The following is a 14,481-nucleotide window of genomic DNA, read 5'->3' on the forward strand; positions in this document are numbered from 1 at the left end:
GGCAGATGTTAACTGAGCGACAAAAACGGATTCTCTGGGCCGTCATCGACGATTATATCGTTTCGGCTGAACCTGTCGGCTCCCGTACTGTTTCCAAAAAGAAGGGTGTCGGGTTTAGCGCGGCCACGATTCGCAACGAAATGGCTGATCTGGAAGAGATGGGGTTTTTGGAGCAACCGCATACATCTGCCGGAAGAATACCTTCACAAAAAGGGTATCGTTTTTACGTGGACCATTTGTTACAACCGTATATGTGGTCAAAAGATGATCTGATGGCCCTGCACGATTTTTATGCCATGAAAGTTGATCATGTGGAACAAGCGATTAAACACGCAAATTCCATTCTGTCCCAAATGACCAATTACATGACGTTTATTCTGGGGCCGAGATTGTCTGAGAGCAAGCTAAAAGCCTTGCAGATTGTACCGTTGCATGATCGTGCCGCTGTCAGCATTCTGGTGACCGATACGGGATATGTTCATCGGCAGCATGTGATCGTCCCGGAGGGCGTTTCTCTGTCCGCAATTGAACGATTAGTCAATCTGCTCAATTATCGGCTGACGGGGGTACCGATCGCGAAGTTAAAGGCGATTGTCAAGCATGAACTGTCAGAAGAGCTAAAACGGCATGTGGAGCATTTTGATAAGTTGACGGATCTGTTGGATACCATTTTAAAAGCAGAGCTGGAAGAACGCGTTTATACCAGTGGCACAACCCGAATTCTGGACCAGCCGGAGTTCCGGGACGTGGAAAAAATGAAATCGATCCTGGATCTGGTCGAAGAAAGTACGGTGCTGGTTCAATTGTTCAACTCCGACAAAGAAGGGGTTCAAGTGCGAATCGGGGATGAAAATGATTTGGAGGCAGTAAATGATTGCAGCATTATCACTGCTTCCTATATGATAAATGGCGAACCTGTTGGCACGATCGGTGTGCTCGGCCCGACGCGGATGAATTATGGTCGGGTGATCGGCGTTCTTGAATTTTTGGCTCATGATTTTTCCAGACGGATCAGTGCATGGTTTGAGTGAGAACAGGAGTTTACGCATCTTTGGGGGTTCAGTTGCTGAATCCCTCTCCCTATATATAGAAAGGAAGGGAAGCCAAGGTGCCTGATCATGAATACGTAACGGTGAAGGACGAGACCCGGCTCTCAGCTCTAAAAAGCAATGCGGATGCAGTCAGGTCAGTGGCTTCTGCAGTCGCTTCCACATTGGGACCTAAAGGGTTGGACACGATGCTGGTCGATGACAACCATCGGGTGATTGTGACCAATGATGGTGTCACGATTCTGGATCGTATGGAAATCAGTCATCCTGCAGCCAAAATGATTGTCAATGTAGCCAAGTCTCAGCAGGAAGAAGTCGGAGACGGAACGACGACGGCAACGTTGCTAACCGCAGCGCTGGTGGAAGAAGGCGTAAAACAGGTGGTGAAGGGCGTACCTGTGACGAAGGTCATCGCCGGAATCGATCGCGGAATTCGGTTTGCGTTGCGTAAAATGAAGGAAAAAGCAAGACCGATTTACGAATTAGATGATGAATGGCTGCAACGGATCGCTTTTACCGCCAGCAGGGAAAACGAAGATATTACGATGGCCGTCATTGAGGCTGCCCATTTGGTGGGACGCGAGAAATTATTGGATCAGAACTTCAAGCTCGCCGATTGCATCATCGCTCATCCGCGTGTGGATAACAGCGTCTTTTCGGGAATGGTGATCAACCGGCAGAGGATGAATCAGCAAATGCCGCGCAAAAAGGATCACACGCGCGTTTTGGTTCTGAGCGATGCCCTGGAACCTGATTCGGCGGAAAAGAACGGTGCTGGCGAAGCTTCGGCGAAACAGGAAAATGTAAATGAAGCTTTTTATGTCCTATTGGAACATCTGATCCATTTGCAAGTGGGGCTGATCGTCACTTCCAAAGGGGTGGATCCCTATGCGGAAGAGGTTCTGACCGATGCAGGAGTGATTGTGGTAACGGATGTCAGCCAAGCGGACCTGGAAGAGGTCGCCGAACATACGGGTGCACGGATCGTAACAAGGAGCGGACTGAAAAAGTCGCTCGAGGCTTTGGAATCGACTCTGGGTTCCTGTGCAGGCGTGATCGATGATGAGCGCCTTGGCAAACTGCGCATTCTCGGCGGTAAAGGACGTCCGATGGCCACATTGATCGTGGGTGCACAAACGGAAGAGGTTGTAAGAGAGCGGGAAAGGATTGCCAAAGATGCAGCATCGGCCGTGCAAGCAGCCGTGTGCGGAGGATTTTTGCCCGGCGGAGGTGCGGTTGAATTGGCGCTCGCCCGCGATGTTGAGCGCTTTCGTGATATGGTGCAGGGAATGGAGCGGTTTGGCGTTTCTGTTGTGGCAGAATGTTTGGAACGCCCGATGAGTCAGGTTGTGGCCAATGCAGGCTTTAATCCGCTGGAAAAAATCGAGGCGGTCAAAGCGCTTCAGATGAAACGGCAATCCGATTCTCTGGGCATTGATTGCGACCGCGGAACGATTGTGGACATGGTGGAAATGGGTGTTGTTGATCCGCTTCCCGTCAAGGCAAATGCCTTAAAAACTGCCGGTGAAGTAGCCGTTGCCATTTTGCGCATCCATACCATCGTGAAGATGAAGCCGGTTCCGATCCCTGAACAGTCAGGATAGGAGGATTGAAAATGGATCGAGAAAGAGAAGAGCTCCAGCCAAACGCTGGCAGCCAACCTTTTTCGGGCAAGAACGAAGCTGAGGGGCAAGAAAGCGTACATACTGGAGATACTTCTCCGGAAAATTCAGCTTCTCCCGATGAAGTGATTTCCGCCTTGAAGCGGGAATTGGAGGAAGCAAAAAAAGAAGCTGAGAACTGGCAGGCGAAGGCCGAGCAGCATCGGGAGCATTACATGCGCGCGCTTGCCGATTTGGAAAATTATCGGCGCAGGGCGCGCAAAGAAAAAGAAGATGCTATAAAATATAGCGTAGTTCCTCTCTTGGAATCGCTTCTTCCCGTTCTGGACAACTTCGAGCGTGCTCTGGATGCAGCTGATGACAGCGGGAATGTAAAGACGTTGCAGGAAGGGATCGAAATGGTTTACCGCCAGTTTTTGAACGCTTTATCCCAGGCGGGACTCACCCTTATTGAAACCGAGGGCAGACCGTTTGACCCTCATGAACATAATGCCGTCATGCAAGTTGAAAGCAGCAGTCATGAACCCGGAACGATTGTGGAAGAACTTCAGCCGGGATATCGCTATTTGGATCGTGTGATCCGTCCTTCCATGGTAAAAGTGAGCAAATGAGAAAAGGTTCATTTACCTTTGTGAAAACAGGTAGGAGGTAGTAGTCTATGGGTAAAGTTATCGGGATTGACTTGGGTACAACGAACTCTTGCGTTGCTTTCATGGATGGAAGCGAAGTCGTTGTTATCCCCAACGCGGAAGGTGCCCGCACCACTCCATCCGTGGTCGGTTTTTCCAAGACGGGCGAACGTCTCGTCGGTGAAGCGGCCAAACGGCAAGCAATTACCAACCCGGACAAAACCGTGATTTCGATCAAGCGCCATATGGGTACCAACCATAAGGTAAAAATCGATGATAAATCATATACCCCGCAGGAAATTTCGGCGATGATTCTGCAAAAGCTGAAACAGGATGCCGAAGCTTATCTTGAAGAGCCGGTTACCCAGGCTGTCATCACTGTGCCGGCATACTTTAATGACAGCCAGCGTCAGGCGACGAAAGATGCCGGACGGATCGCCGGGTTGGAAGTGCTGCGCATCATCAACGAGCCGACCGCAGCTGCTCTCGCTTACGGTCTCGACAAAGCGGAAGATCAGAAAATTCTCGTGTTTGACCTCGGCGGCGGTACGTTCGACGTTTCCATTTTGGAACTTGGTGACGGTGTATTTGAAGTTTTGGCCACCAGCGGGGATAACAAGCTGGGCGGGGATGACTTCGACCAAGTGATCATTGATTATCTGATTGAGGAGTTTAAAAAGGAAAACGGAATTGATCTGCGCAATGACAGCGCTGCGCTTCAGCGTTTGAAAGCCGAAGCGGAAAAAGCGAAAAAAGACTTGTCCGGTCTTTTGACAACGACGATTTCGCTTCCGTTCCTGGCTTCCGATGAAACGGGACCAAAGCATCTCGAAGTTACCCTGACGCGGGCCAAGTTTGAAGAGCTGAGTGCCGATCTCATTGAACGCACGATGGGGCCGACCCGTCAGGCATTGAGCGATGCAGGTCTTCAGCCGAGCGATATCGATAAAGTGATTTTGGTCGGAGGATCGACCCGGATTCCGGCTGTTCAGGAAGCGATCAAACGCCTGATTGGCAAAGAGCCGAGCAAAGGGGTAAACCCTGATGAAGTAGTGGCCATGGGTGCAGCGATCCAGGGCGGCGTGCTCTCCGGGGATGTGAAGGATATCGTATTGCTGGACGTTACCCCGCTCTCGCTGGGAATTGAAACGCTGGGCGGCGTTTTCACCAAACTGATCGAGCGCAACACGACGATTCCGACGGAAAAATCGCAGATCTTCTCCACTGCGGCTGACAATCAAACCTCGGTTGACATCCACGTGTTGCAAGGAGAACGCCCGATGGCTGCGGACAACAAGACGCTCGGACGCTTCCAGTTGACCGATATTCCTCCGGCTCCGCGCGGGATTCCGCAAATCGAGGTAACCTTTAAGATCGATGCCAACGGAATCGTGAACGTGTCGGCCAAGGATAAGGCAACCGGCAAAAGCCAGGCGATCACCATTCAGTCTTCTAGCGGATTGAGCGACGAAGAGATTGAACGCATGGTAAAAGAAGCGGAAATGTACGCAGATCAAGACCGGAAGCGCAAAGAAAAAGTGGAGCTTCGCAATAAGGCAGACCAACTGATTTTCACGGCAGAAAAAACGATCAAAGACCTTGGCGACAAAGTGGACAGCGCCGATGTGGAAAAAGCGAACGCTGCCAAAGACAATTTGAAAAAAGCGTTGGAACAGGACGATGACGACGCGATTAAAAAAGCGACAGAGGAGCTGGAACAAGCGGTTCAACAACTGTCCATCAAACTTTATGAACAAATGCAGCAACAGGCGGCGCAAAACCAAGGCGGTGAAAAGGCTTCGAAAAAGGATGACAACGTTGTCGACGCCGAGTATGAAGAAGTAAAAGAAGATAAATAAAGATCATTTACGGAGGAGAGGAAAGAGTTCTCCTCGACGAGGAAAGTCATTGTCGGGGCTCTGCCTTGACATGGCTTTTCTCTTTTTGTGGGATTGAACCAAAAGCTTTGTGATCGGTAGAGGAGGTGACCCGGTGAGTAAACGCGATTATTACGAAATATTGGGAGTCAGCAAAGGTGCCACTGACGATGAGATTCGTAAAGCCTACCGAAAATTGGCGCGCAAATACCATCCGGATGTCAACAAAGCAGCAGATGCCGAAAAGAAATTCAAAGAGGTAAAAGAAGCATACGAAGTTTTGAGCGATCCCCAAAAACGGGCATCTTATGATCAGTTTGGCCATGAGGGTCCGGGTGCCGGCTTTGGCGGAGGCGGTTTTGGCGGAGCTGGAACCGGTTTTGACACCGATTTTGGGTTTGGTGACATCTTTGATATGTTTTTTGGCGGGGGTCGCCGCAACAATCCTAATGCGCCTCGCCAAGGTGCCGATCTGGAGTTTCGCCTGCAGATTGAATTTAAGGATGCCATTTTTGGGAAAAATGTGGATGTTGTGATCCCGCGCACGGAAAAATGCGATCAGTGCCGCGGTACCGGAGCCAAACCGGGAACGCACCCGGAAACATGTTCGGTATGCCACGGATCGGGTCAGGCGGAAATGGTGCAAAACACACCGTTTGGAAGGATTGTGAACCGCCGCATCTGTCATGCTTGTAACGGTTCAGGCAAGATCATTCGCGAAAAATGCCCCGCTTGTCGCGGTTCCGGCAACGTGAAACAAAAGAAAAAAATCAATGTCAAAATTCCGGCCGGAATTCATGAAGGGGCGCAATTGCGAGTTTCCGGGGAAGGAGAACCGGGGATTAATGGCGGGCCGCCAGGGGACTTATATATCACCATCTTTATTAAGCCGCATGACTTCTTCAGACGAGAAGGCGATGATCTTGTTTGCGAGTTGCCTATCACCTTCGGACAAGCGGCGCTTGGGGATGAGGTCATCGTTCCGACGCTGAACGGGCGGGCGCGGCTGAAAGTGCCGGCCGGTACGCAAACCGGAACAGAATTCCGCCTGCAGGGGAAAGGAGTTCCGCGTATGCGCGGCTACGGCGAAGGTGATCTGCGCGTGAAAGTCCGTGTGGTGACGCCGACCAAATTGACGGAAGAACAAAAAGAAGCCCTGCGCAACTTCAGTCGCCTTTGCGGCGAGTATATCAACAATGAGCAGTCCGGCGGAAACTTCTTTGACAAAATGAAGCAAGCGTTTCGCGGGGACTGATCACAGATGAAACGGGCGTGGATCAGCCCGTTTTTTATTTATCGTCAGATGAGGTGGGTGAATCGGATTGGACTGGATGGAAATTGTCATACACACAAATCAGGAAGCAGTCGAAGCCGTCAGCTTTTTGTTGCAGGAGCTGGGGGCTGATGGTGTCGCGATCGAAGATCCCGAAGTGCTCCATCGGGCATGGGAAAATCGCTATGGAGAAATAATCGAGCTTTCGCCGGATGATTATCCCGAAGAAGGGGTTCGCATCAAAGCCTATCTGTCCGAACTGGAAATTGAAGACCCGGAGGCGCTGTTGCAAAAGGTGAGGGAAGGATTGGAGCACCTGAAGCACAGCGGACTGAACATCTCCCCGGGGACGGTCACGCACCGGATGGTGAATGAAAACGATTGGGCGGATGAATGGAAAAAATACTACAAGGTCAGCAAAATTTCAGACCGGATTACGATTAAACCGACATGGGAAGAGTACGATCCTTCGCCGGGAGAAAAAGTGATTGAACTCGATCCCGGAATGGCCTTTGGCACGGGGACGCACCCAACCACGGCTCTGTGCATTCACCTGCTGGAACAGGCTTTAACCCCCGGCGACCGTGTGATTGACGTAGGCTGTGGCAGCGGAGTGCTGAGCATCGTTGCCGGGAAATTGGGGGCGGAGTATGTTCTGGCGCTCGATCTTGATCCCCTGGCTGTCGAAAAAACACGAGAAAATGTGGAAACCAATCATTTATCCGGGGTCATCGAGGCCAGGGAAGGTGATCTCCTCAAAGGTGTGGGGCAAACCGCCGATCTGGTCGTGGCCAATATTTTGGCCGAGATCATTGTGCTTCTGGTTCACGATTTGCCACGGGTGTTAAAACCGGGGGGAGCGTTTATCGCTTCCGGGATTATCGAAGAAAAGGCAAAATGGGTGGAAGCGTCGCTCCTCGATGCCGGCCTTGAAGTGTTGGAAACGAAACACCAGGACGGTTGGGTGGCAATCCTCGCGAAAAAATGGTAAAATGGCAGGAGTGTCAAATGCAGAGATATTTTGTCTTACCTGAGCAAATTTCTGATGATGAATTGGTGATTCGGGGTGAAGATGTCCATCATCTGAAAAATGTATTGCGGGCCAAGCCGGGGCAAAACCTGATCGTTTGTGCCGGTCAGGGCTTGGATTACCAAGCGGAAGTGATGGAGATCGCAGCAAAGGAAGTGCGCTGCCGCATCATCGGCCGAAGCGTTTCCCGCGGTGAACCCCGAACCAAAGTGACCATTGCACAGTCCCTGCCCAAAGGGGATAAACTGGAATGGATCATCCAAAAAGGAACGGAACTGGGTGCGGTTTCGTTTATTCCGTTTATTTCAAAACGAAGCGTTGTTAAAATAGATGCACGCAAGGCAGACAGGAAGCGGGAACGGTGGCAAAAAATTGCCAAAGAAGCGGCAGAACAAGCACACCGCGGGCAAATTCCCACTGTCTCCCGGCCGCTTGCGTGGGAAGAGTTGCTGGAGCAAACGGAGAAGGCTGAGGCGAGTTTTATCGCTTATGAAAAAGGTGGAATTCCTCTGAAGGCGGCGATCTCATCCGTGAGTGCGAACAATATCATGGTGATCATCGGGCCGGAGGGCGGATTCGAGGAGCGGGAAATTGCAGCGGCCAAAGAGAAGGGAGCAATCCCCGTCTCTTTGGGTGCACGTATACTGCGCACGGAAACCGCTCCGCTTGTGGCGCTTTCTTGCATCATGTTTGCAAGAGACGATTTGTGAGGTGAAAATGGATGAGAACGGTGGCATTTCATACATTGGGATGCAAAGTTAATGCATATGAGACGGAAGCGATGTGGCAGCTGTTCAAAAAAGCAGGCTACGAACGCGTGGAGTTTGAGGAAGAAGCGGATGTTTACCTGATCAACACCTGTACGGTAACCAATACGGGTGATAAAAAGAGCCGTCAGGTGATTCGGCGGGCGATCCGGCGCAATCCCGATGCGGTGATCGCGGTTACCGGTTGCTATGCGCAAACCTCGCCGGCGGAAGTGGCTGCGATTCCAGGTGTCGACATCGTGGTGGGAACGCAGGGGCGTGACAAGTTAATTGAGTATGTGGAGAAATTTATCCACGAACGGCAACCGATCAACGCCGTAGCCAACATCATGAAACAGCGGGAATTTGAAGAACTGGATGTACCGGCCTTTGCGGACCGCACACGTGCTTCCCTGAAAATCCAGGAGGGTTGCAACAATTTCTGCACCTTCTGCATTATTCCGTGGGCCAAAGGGCTGTCCCGCAGCCGCAAGCCGGAAAATGTGCTGGCCCAGGCGCGCCAATTGGTTGACGCCGGTTATAAGGAGATTGTGCTCACCGGCATTCATACCGGCGGATATGGCGATGATTTTGAAAACTATAAACTGGCTGATCTCCTGTGGGATCTCGATAAAATCGAAGGGCTGAAACGGATTCGCATCAGCTCGATCGAGGCGAGCCAGATCGATGAACGGATTATCGAAGTGCTGAACGCTTCTGAAAAAATGTGCCGCCATCTTCATATCCCGTTGCAAGCAGGGGATGATGCCGTTTTGAAACGGATGCGGCGCAAATACACCACGGCTGAGTTCAGGGAAAAAATCCTTGAACTTCACGAGGCGATGCCCCAAGTGGCCATCACCACCGATGTGATCGTCGGTTTCCCTGGTGAAACGGATGAACAATTTGAGCGCGGTTATCGCTTTATCGAGGAACTGCAGATGTACCAATTGCATGTGTTCCCTTATTCCAAACGCACGGGAACCCCGGCCGCGCGCATGCCGGATCAGGTTCCGGAAGAAGTGAAACATGAGCGGGTTCGCCGCCTGATTGAACTTTCCAACCGCCTGACTGTTGATTACGCACAAAAATTTGTCGGCGATGTCTTGGAAGTGATCCCGGAGCGTCCCTTTAAAGAAGATCCGACCAGCGGTCTTTATATGGGATATGCGGATAACTATTTGCAAGTTGCTTTTCCGGCAACGGAAGACATGGTCGGAAAAGTGTGCCGCGTGCGGATCGATCGGGTGGAAGGCGAATATTGCCATGGCACGTTTGTGCGCGTTGTCGACGATGTTCCGCGTCCCGCTCGTGCGGTTTAGGTCACTGGCTGTCAGCAGAGTGTTTGCTGACGGCTTTTTTTATGAAAAGGATTTGCGGCATTTTAGGCAGATCATCTGTCCGTTTAAGCGCTTCCCGGCTTGTCTCGTAAGGGAAAATTGTGCTATGATCTCATAGCAAACAGTGGAAGGGATGGTCGAGGATGAGAGAAGTTTCCGCCGGCGGTGTTGTCTACCGGCAACGAGACAGGCGGACCGAAATTCTGATGATTGAAGATCGGTTTGGCCGTTGGACGCTGCCAAAAGGAAAAAAAGAGCCGGGAGAGACGGATGAGGAGACCGCCTTACGGGAAATCGAGGAAGAAACCGGAATTAAGGGCCGGATTGAATCCCGGCTTCAAACAGTTACTTACCATTATCTACATGAACTGCATGGACAAGTGGAAAAGAGCGTCGTCTATTATCTCGTGAAGGCGCTGACCGGAACGGAGACACCGCAGTTGGAGGAGATTAACGGTGTCGTCTGGTTGCCTGCCGAAGAGGCATGGCAAAAACAGCGGGAATTTGGCTATGATAACAATGATGAAGTGATGAAACTCGCTCTCGAGCAAATCAGGTTACGGAAAGGAAATGAATCATGAATGCAAAAGAACTGGCAGCGATGATCGATCATACGCTCTTAAAACCGGAAGCAACGCTGGAACAAATCCGCGTTTTGTGTGAGGAAGCAAAACAATATCACTTCGCCTCTGTTTGTGTCAACCCATTTTGGGTAAAGGAGGCGGCGAAGTTATTGGCCGGAACGGATGTGAAGGTATGTACGGTTGTCGGCTTTCCGCTCGGAGCCACCACAACGGAGACCAAAGTGTTCGAAACCAAGGATGCCGTTAAAAACGGGGCCGATGAAATCGACATGGTCATCAATATCGGAGCATTAAAATCAGGAGATTCGGAAACGGTCAAACGCGATATTGAGGCGGTGGTGAAAGCGGCAGAGGGGAAATTGGTCAAAGTGATCCTCGAAACCGGACTGCTCAATGATGAAGAAATCGCGGGTGCAAGCAAATTGGCCAAAGAAGCGGGCGCTCATTTTGTCAAAACATCGACCGGGTTTGGCAATGGAGGGGCAACCGTTGAAGCCGTTCGGTTAATGCGCAAAACCGTCGGTACCGATTTGGGTGTAAAAGCTTCCGGCGGAATTCGCGATCAGGAGACGGCGAAAAAAATGGTGGAAGCCGGGGCAAACCGGATTGGAGCCAGCGCAAGCGTCGCAATTGTCAGTGGCGGGCAGGGGAGCGGCTCGTATTAAGGGAGGCGGTGAAAATCGCCTCTTTTCCATGTCACGGTTTCATCGGGGATCAGATAGGTAATCCCCCGGGCGAACGGTTCGCAAAACGGCAGTACGGCTACGGAGCAAATCACGTTGAACAGCGTTTGGATATGGGCGATTTGGGTGGCTGGATTATCGGACAGATAAGGCGTGAATTGGCTGATCAACGGGATGAGCGGCGCAAACAGGATCACTCCGGCCAAATTTAGAAGAAAATGGGATAAAGCCACTTGTTTGCTGGCCGTGTTGGCGTTGACCGCCGCGAGGATGGCGGTGACACAGGTTCCGACATTGCTGCCGAAAACAACCGCGATCGCAAACGGCAAAGGGATGGCATGGGAGGCGTAGAAGCCCATCGTGATCGCGATGCAGGCGCTGCTGCTGTGAATGAGCGCGGTAAAAACAGCCCCGATAACAATCCCGGCCAGGATCGGATGGCCGCCATAGTCGATCACCCACTGGATCAGACCGTGTTCTTTGATCGGCGAAGCGATTTTCTGCATGTAATCGATCCCCAGAAAGATCATTCCAAAACCGGCCGTCGTTTTTCCCAGACGGGAGACAATGAGCTGCGGCAACATCCAGAGAATGGTGCCGAGGATGAGAAGGGGAAGCGCGAAATCCTCGATTTTAAGGGCGAGGATTTGCGTTGTAATGGTTGTCCCGATATTGCTCCCCAGAATGATGCCGATCGACTGGGCGAAGGTCAAAACACCCGCATTGACAAAACCGATTGTCAGAACCGTGATCGCGCTTGAAGACTGCAAGAATGCAGTTGTAATCGTTCCGGTCACAAACCCCCTGAACGGGGTGCGCGTGAACTTGAGCAGAATATCTTGCAGGCGATTGGCCGCCAGCGCTTCCAAGCCTGTCCGCATAAAGTGTAGCCCGATCATGAACACACAAAGCCCGATAAGAAATGGAATTCCGATTTCCCTGAACATGGTCTGCACCCACCCCTCCTGATCCTTTGCCTATATATATGGTGGACAGACAGGGAGCATGACCAGTAAAATGGAAAAGAACCGTTCGTTCAAGGGAGATGAGCGGACAAATGCCAGTTTGGCTGCAACACCGTTCCGGTTTTTGTCCGCGTGGAAATTGATCAAGAATCCTGAAATGGTTGCGGCCTTCGGGGAAGAAAAGGGGGAGAATCAAATCCGGTAAAATCGGGCCGGTACAGTTCGGGGAAACCCGGCAAGGCTCGCGGTTGTTCTCTTTTCGGTAGCAACTGCTTTTCCGGGTCGGGTTCGGGAGAACCAAAAATCGCCCACGTCTCCGTCTGAAATCCGTCCGCAAAGCGGGGAGGGGCAATTTGCTCCGCTTGCTCTCCAGCAGAAGTGCTGGCGGTTTCAGCCTCCGTTCCTTCCGTGTTTTGTCCGCTTTCGGACAAGGACCGGAGTTCCTCTTTGATCATTTTGCGGATCAGCCGCCGGAGATGGGATTCATAAGCAGAAGGTCGACGAACCAATTTATTCACCTCTTTTCCTCAACGTGTTATAGTATATGCTGATGAGAACCATGGGTGAATGTACTGATCCTAATCGAGAGTGGAGGTTCAAACAGTGGAATCCTGCATTTTTTGCCAGATTATCGAAGGGAAGATCCCTTCAAAAAAAGTGTATGAAGACCGCGATGTACTTGCCTTTCATGACATTGCACCCGCCGCGCCCACTCATGTCCTCGTCATTCCGAAAAAACATATTCAATCGCTGATGCACCTGGAGGAAGAAGATCAAGAACTGGTCGGCAAGATCCATCTGGTCATCCAAAAGCTGGCCCGTGAACTCGGCCTGGATGAAAAAGGATTCCGTGTGGTGAATAATACCGGCGAACATGGCGGTCAGACCGTGTTCCACATCCATTTTCATCTGCTGGGCGGACGTACCCTCACTTGGCCTCCGGGCTGATTTCTTCAATAACAGGCTGAAGCGTTTTGACAGGTTTTGGACTTGTACGTTATAATATAAAATGACTCTTTGTGTCCCAACGGTTTCCAGAGCTTGGGCTTTGGAAAAAGCCTGGGAAAGGCTTGATTTGGGCATCGTTGGTAGTTTTCTGATGCAGTTGTCGTGCTGACTCTCCGCTGGGGATCAGGCCGATGCTTGCGTGGAAATGTGTGGGTCTTTTCCTTTAGCTATGGCTGCGCGCCCAAACGGCCTAGCTGACCCGTGGAGGGAGGGAATAGCATGGTAGAAACCCGTGTGCGCAAAAACGAATCGCTGGACAGCGCTTTGCGTCGCTTCAAACGCTCTTGCGCCAGAGACGGTGTATTGGCGGAAGTAAGAAAGCGCGAGCGTTATGAAAAACCTAGCGTACGTCGCAAGAAAAAATCAGAGGCCGCTCGCAAAAAGCGTCGCTAAAGAGGTGGCAACTCTTGAGTCTTTTGGAACAATTAAACGAAGATATGAAGTTGGCGCTAAAAAATAAAGAAAAAACCAAACTCTCCACGATTCGCATGCTGAAGTCTTCCATCAAAAAAGCGGAAATCGATAAACGGCGTCCGCTTACTGATGAAGAGGTGCTCGAAGTGGTGTTGCGCGAAGTGAAACAGCGCCAGGATTCACTTTCCGAGTACGAAAAGGCAGGCCGGGAGGATTTGGTGCAAAAAGAGAAAGAGGAAATGGAGATCCTCCGCGCTTACTTGCCTGAACAAATGAGCGAGGATGAAGTAAAAGCACTTGTGCAGCAGGTGATCCAGGAATTGGGTGCTTCATCCAAAGCCGATATGGGTAAGGTGATGGGTGCTCTCATGCCCAAGGTAAAAGGAAGAGCGGATGGAAGATTGGTCAACCGCTTGGTGTCCGAAGCGTTGAGTTGAGTTATGCAGCAGCGTGTTTTAACCAAAACACGCTGTTTTTTTTCAGTCTGACCACTGAATCAGGAAGGGAGAGGCGGAGAAGAAGCATGTATGAGATCGCTCAATTTCTTACCAATCCCTATGTCATGGGCGTGATTGTGGCCATCGGTTTGATCGGAATTGCGGTTGAACTGATGTCGCCGGGTTTTGGGGCACCAGGGATCATCGGGCTCATTTGTTTCTTTTTCTATTTCTGGGCTCATTTCACCATGGGAACGGTGAGCTGGGGAGCACCGGCTCTGTTTGTGCTGGGGGCCGTTTTACTCGTCTTGGAATTGATGTTGCCGACGCTTGGAATTTTGGGAGTGATCGGATTTGTGATGATTCTTGCCTCAATTGTCATGGCGGCAGCCGATTTGTGGGCGGGATTGACGGCCCTTGTCATCGGCTTTGTGCTGGCCGGCATCATTTTATGGGTGCTGATCCGCTTCATCGGGTTAAAAGCGTCCTGGAACCGGATTGTGCTGAAGGCGGAACAAAGGAATGAAGAGGGGTATGTGTCCGCAAAAAAGCGTCGGGATCTGTTGGGCATGGAAGGCGTCGCCGTCACCCAGCTCCGTCCTTCCGGGTTTGCCCGGTTTGGAGAACGGAAAGAAGATGTTGTCAGTGAAGGAGAGATCATTCCGCAAGGTGCGAAGGTAAAGGTGATCGCCGTTGAAGGGGCCAGAGTCGTCGTACGAAAGATCGAGGACTAGTCATCTTTTCCTGATCATTCATTCAAAGAGAATCTCCATTTTTCATGACTTATGGAATTTTTTTGCGATATGATAGAATTGTCAATAAAG

At 51.1% G+C, this 14,481-nt stretch carries 16 protein-coding genes; 14 read left to right on the top strand and 2 right to left on the bottom strand.

The features are described 5' to 3' along the window. Positions 1 to 5: 5 nt before the first annotated feature. The 10 genes from hrcA to deoC all read left to right on the top strand — a co-directional run bounded on the left by hrcA (position 6) and on the right by deoC (position 10,815). Positions 6 to 1,031, top strand: a complete 1,026-nt coding sequence (gene hrcA / locus I8U18_RS01685; RefSeq protein WP_033101748.1) for a heat-inducible transcriptional repressor HrcA — start codon at positions 6 to 8, stop codon at positions 1,029 to 1,031. A 77-nt stretch (positions 1,032 to 1,108) separates the two neighbouring features. Continuing rightward, positions 1,109 to 2,653: a TCP-1/cpn60 chaperonin family protein gene (locus tag I8U18_RS01690; protein ID WP_198055301.1), complete on the top strand. Its 1,545-nt coding sequence runs from the start codon at positions 1,109 to 1,111 to the stop codon at positions 2,651 to 2,653. A gap of 11 nt (positions 2,654 to 2,664) precedes the next feature. Next, positions 2,665 to 3,282 (top strand): nucleotide exchange factor GrpE, encoded by a 618-nt coding sequence (grpE, locus tag I8U18_RS01695; protein ID WP_052154349.1) that lies wholly within the window; start codon positions 2,665 to 2,667, stop codon positions 3,280 to 3,282. A gap of 47 nt (positions 3,283 to 3,329) precedes the next feature. Further along, a complete protein-coding gene (gene dnaK, locus I8U18_RS01700) occupies positions 3,330 to 5,159 on the top strand; it encodes a molecular chaperone DnaK (RefSeq protein ID WP_033101746.1) in 1,830 nt (609 codons plus the stop codon). 133 nt (positions 5,160 to 5,292) lie between these two features. Then, positions 5,293 to 6,432, top strand: a complete 1,140-nt coding sequence (dnaJ, locus tag I8U18_RS01705; protein WP_033101745.1) for a molecular chaperone DnaJ — start codon at positions 5,293 to 5,295, stop codon at positions 6,430 to 6,432. 67 nt (positions 6,433 to 6,499) lie between these two features. Continuing rightward, positions 6,500 to 7,441, top strand: a complete 942-nt coding sequence (gene prmA / locus I8U18_RS01710) for a 50S ribosomal protein L11 methyltransferase (RefSeq protein ID WP_198064427.1) — start codon at positions 6,500 to 6,502, stop codon at positions 7,439 to 7,441. A 17-nt stretch (positions 7,442 to 7,458) separates the two neighbouring features. Continuing rightward, positions 7,459 to 8,190: a 16S rRNA (uracil(1498)-N(3))-methyltransferase gene (locus tag I8U18_RS01715; protein ID WP_198064428.1), complete on the top strand. Its 732-nt coding sequence runs from the start codon at positions 7,459 to 7,461 to the stop codon at positions 8,188 to 8,190. Positions 8,191 to 8,201: 11 nt separating this feature from the next. Continuing rightward, on the top strand, positions 8,202 to 9,548 hold the full coding sequence (mtaB, locus tag I8U18_RS01720) for a tRNA (N(6)-L-threonylcarbamoyladenosine(37)-C(2))-methylthiotransferase MtaB (protein ID WP_033101743.1): 1,347 nt from the start codon (positions 8,202 to 8,204) through the stop codon (positions 9,546 to 9,548). Between the two features lie 161 nt (positions 9,549 to 9,709). Further along, positions 9,710 to 10,147 (top strand): NUDIX hydrolase, encoded by a 438-nt coding sequence (locus tag I8U18_RS01725; protein WP_198059174.1) that lies wholly within the window; start codon positions 9,710 to 9,712, stop codon positions 10,145 to 10,147. Next, positions 10,144 to 10,815: a deoxyribose-phosphate aldolase gene (deoC, locus tag I8U18_RS01730; RefSeq protein ID WP_033101741.1), complete on the top strand. Its 672-nt coding sequence runs from the start codon at positions 10,144 to 10,146 to the stop codon at positions 10,813 to 10,815. The genes I8U18_RS01725 and deoC overlap by 4 nt, the downstream gene beginning before the upstream one ends. Here deoC and I8U18_RS01735 read toward each other — a convergent pair. Both I8U18_RS01735 and I8U18_RS01740 read right to left on the bottom strand, forming a co-directional pair. Next, a complete protein-coding gene (locus I8U18_RS01735; RefSeq protein WP_033101820.1) occupies positions 10,812 to 11,780 on the bottom strand; it encodes a Na/Pi cotransporter family protein in 969 nt (322 codons plus the stop codon). The genes deoC and I8U18_RS01735 overlap by 4 nt on opposite strands. 161 nt (positions 11,781 to 11,941) lie before the next feature. Beyond that, positions 11,942 to 12,307 (bottom strand): hypothetical protein, encoded by a 366-nt coding sequence (locus I8U18_RS01740; protein WP_033101740.1) that lies wholly within the window; start codon positions 12,305 to 12,307, stop codon positions 11,942 to 11,944. Between the two features lie 94 nt (positions 12,308 to 12,401). Here I8U18_RS01740 and I8U18_RS01745 point away from each other — a divergent pair, with 94 nt between their 5' ends. From I8U18_RS01745 to I8U18_RS01760, 4 genes are all read left to right on the top strand, one after another. Next, on the top strand, positions 12,402 to 12,746 hold the full coding sequence (locus tag I8U18_RS01745) for a histidine triad nucleotide-binding protein (RefSeq protein ID WP_033101739.1): 345 nt from the start codon (positions 12,402 to 12,404) through the stop codon (positions 12,744 to 12,746). A gap of 279 nt (positions 12,747 to 13,025) precedes the next feature. Next, positions 13,026 to 13,199 carry a 30S ribosomal protein S21 gene (gene rpsU, locus I8U18_RS01750; RefSeq protein WP_033101738.1) on the top strand — a complete coding sequence of 58 codons (174 nt, stop codon included), beginning with the start codon at positions 13,026 to 13,028 and terminating at the stop codon, positions 13,197 to 13,199. A gap of 14 nt (positions 13,200 to 13,213) precedes the next feature. After that, entirely contained in the window at positions 13,214 to 13,657 is a 444-nt protein-coding gene (locus tag I8U18_RS01755) for a GatB/YqeY domain-containing protein (protein ID WP_033101737.1), read from the top strand. Positions 13,658 to 13,743: 86 nt separating this feature from the next. Continuing rightward, positions 13,744 to 14,391, top strand: coding sequence for an NfeD family protein (locus tag I8U18_RS01760; RefSeq protein ID WP_052154348.1), 648 nt, complete (start codon positions 13,744 to 13,746; stop codon positions 14,389 to 14,391). Positions 14,392 to 14,481 lie beyond the last annotated feature (90 nt).

Origin of the sequence: Thermoactinomyces sp. CICC 10522, assembly GCF_016055075.1 — a bacterium.
Lineage (GTDB): Bacteria > Bacillota > Bacilli > Thermoactinomycetales > Thermoactinomycetaceae > Thermoactinomyces_A > Thermoactinomyces_A daqus.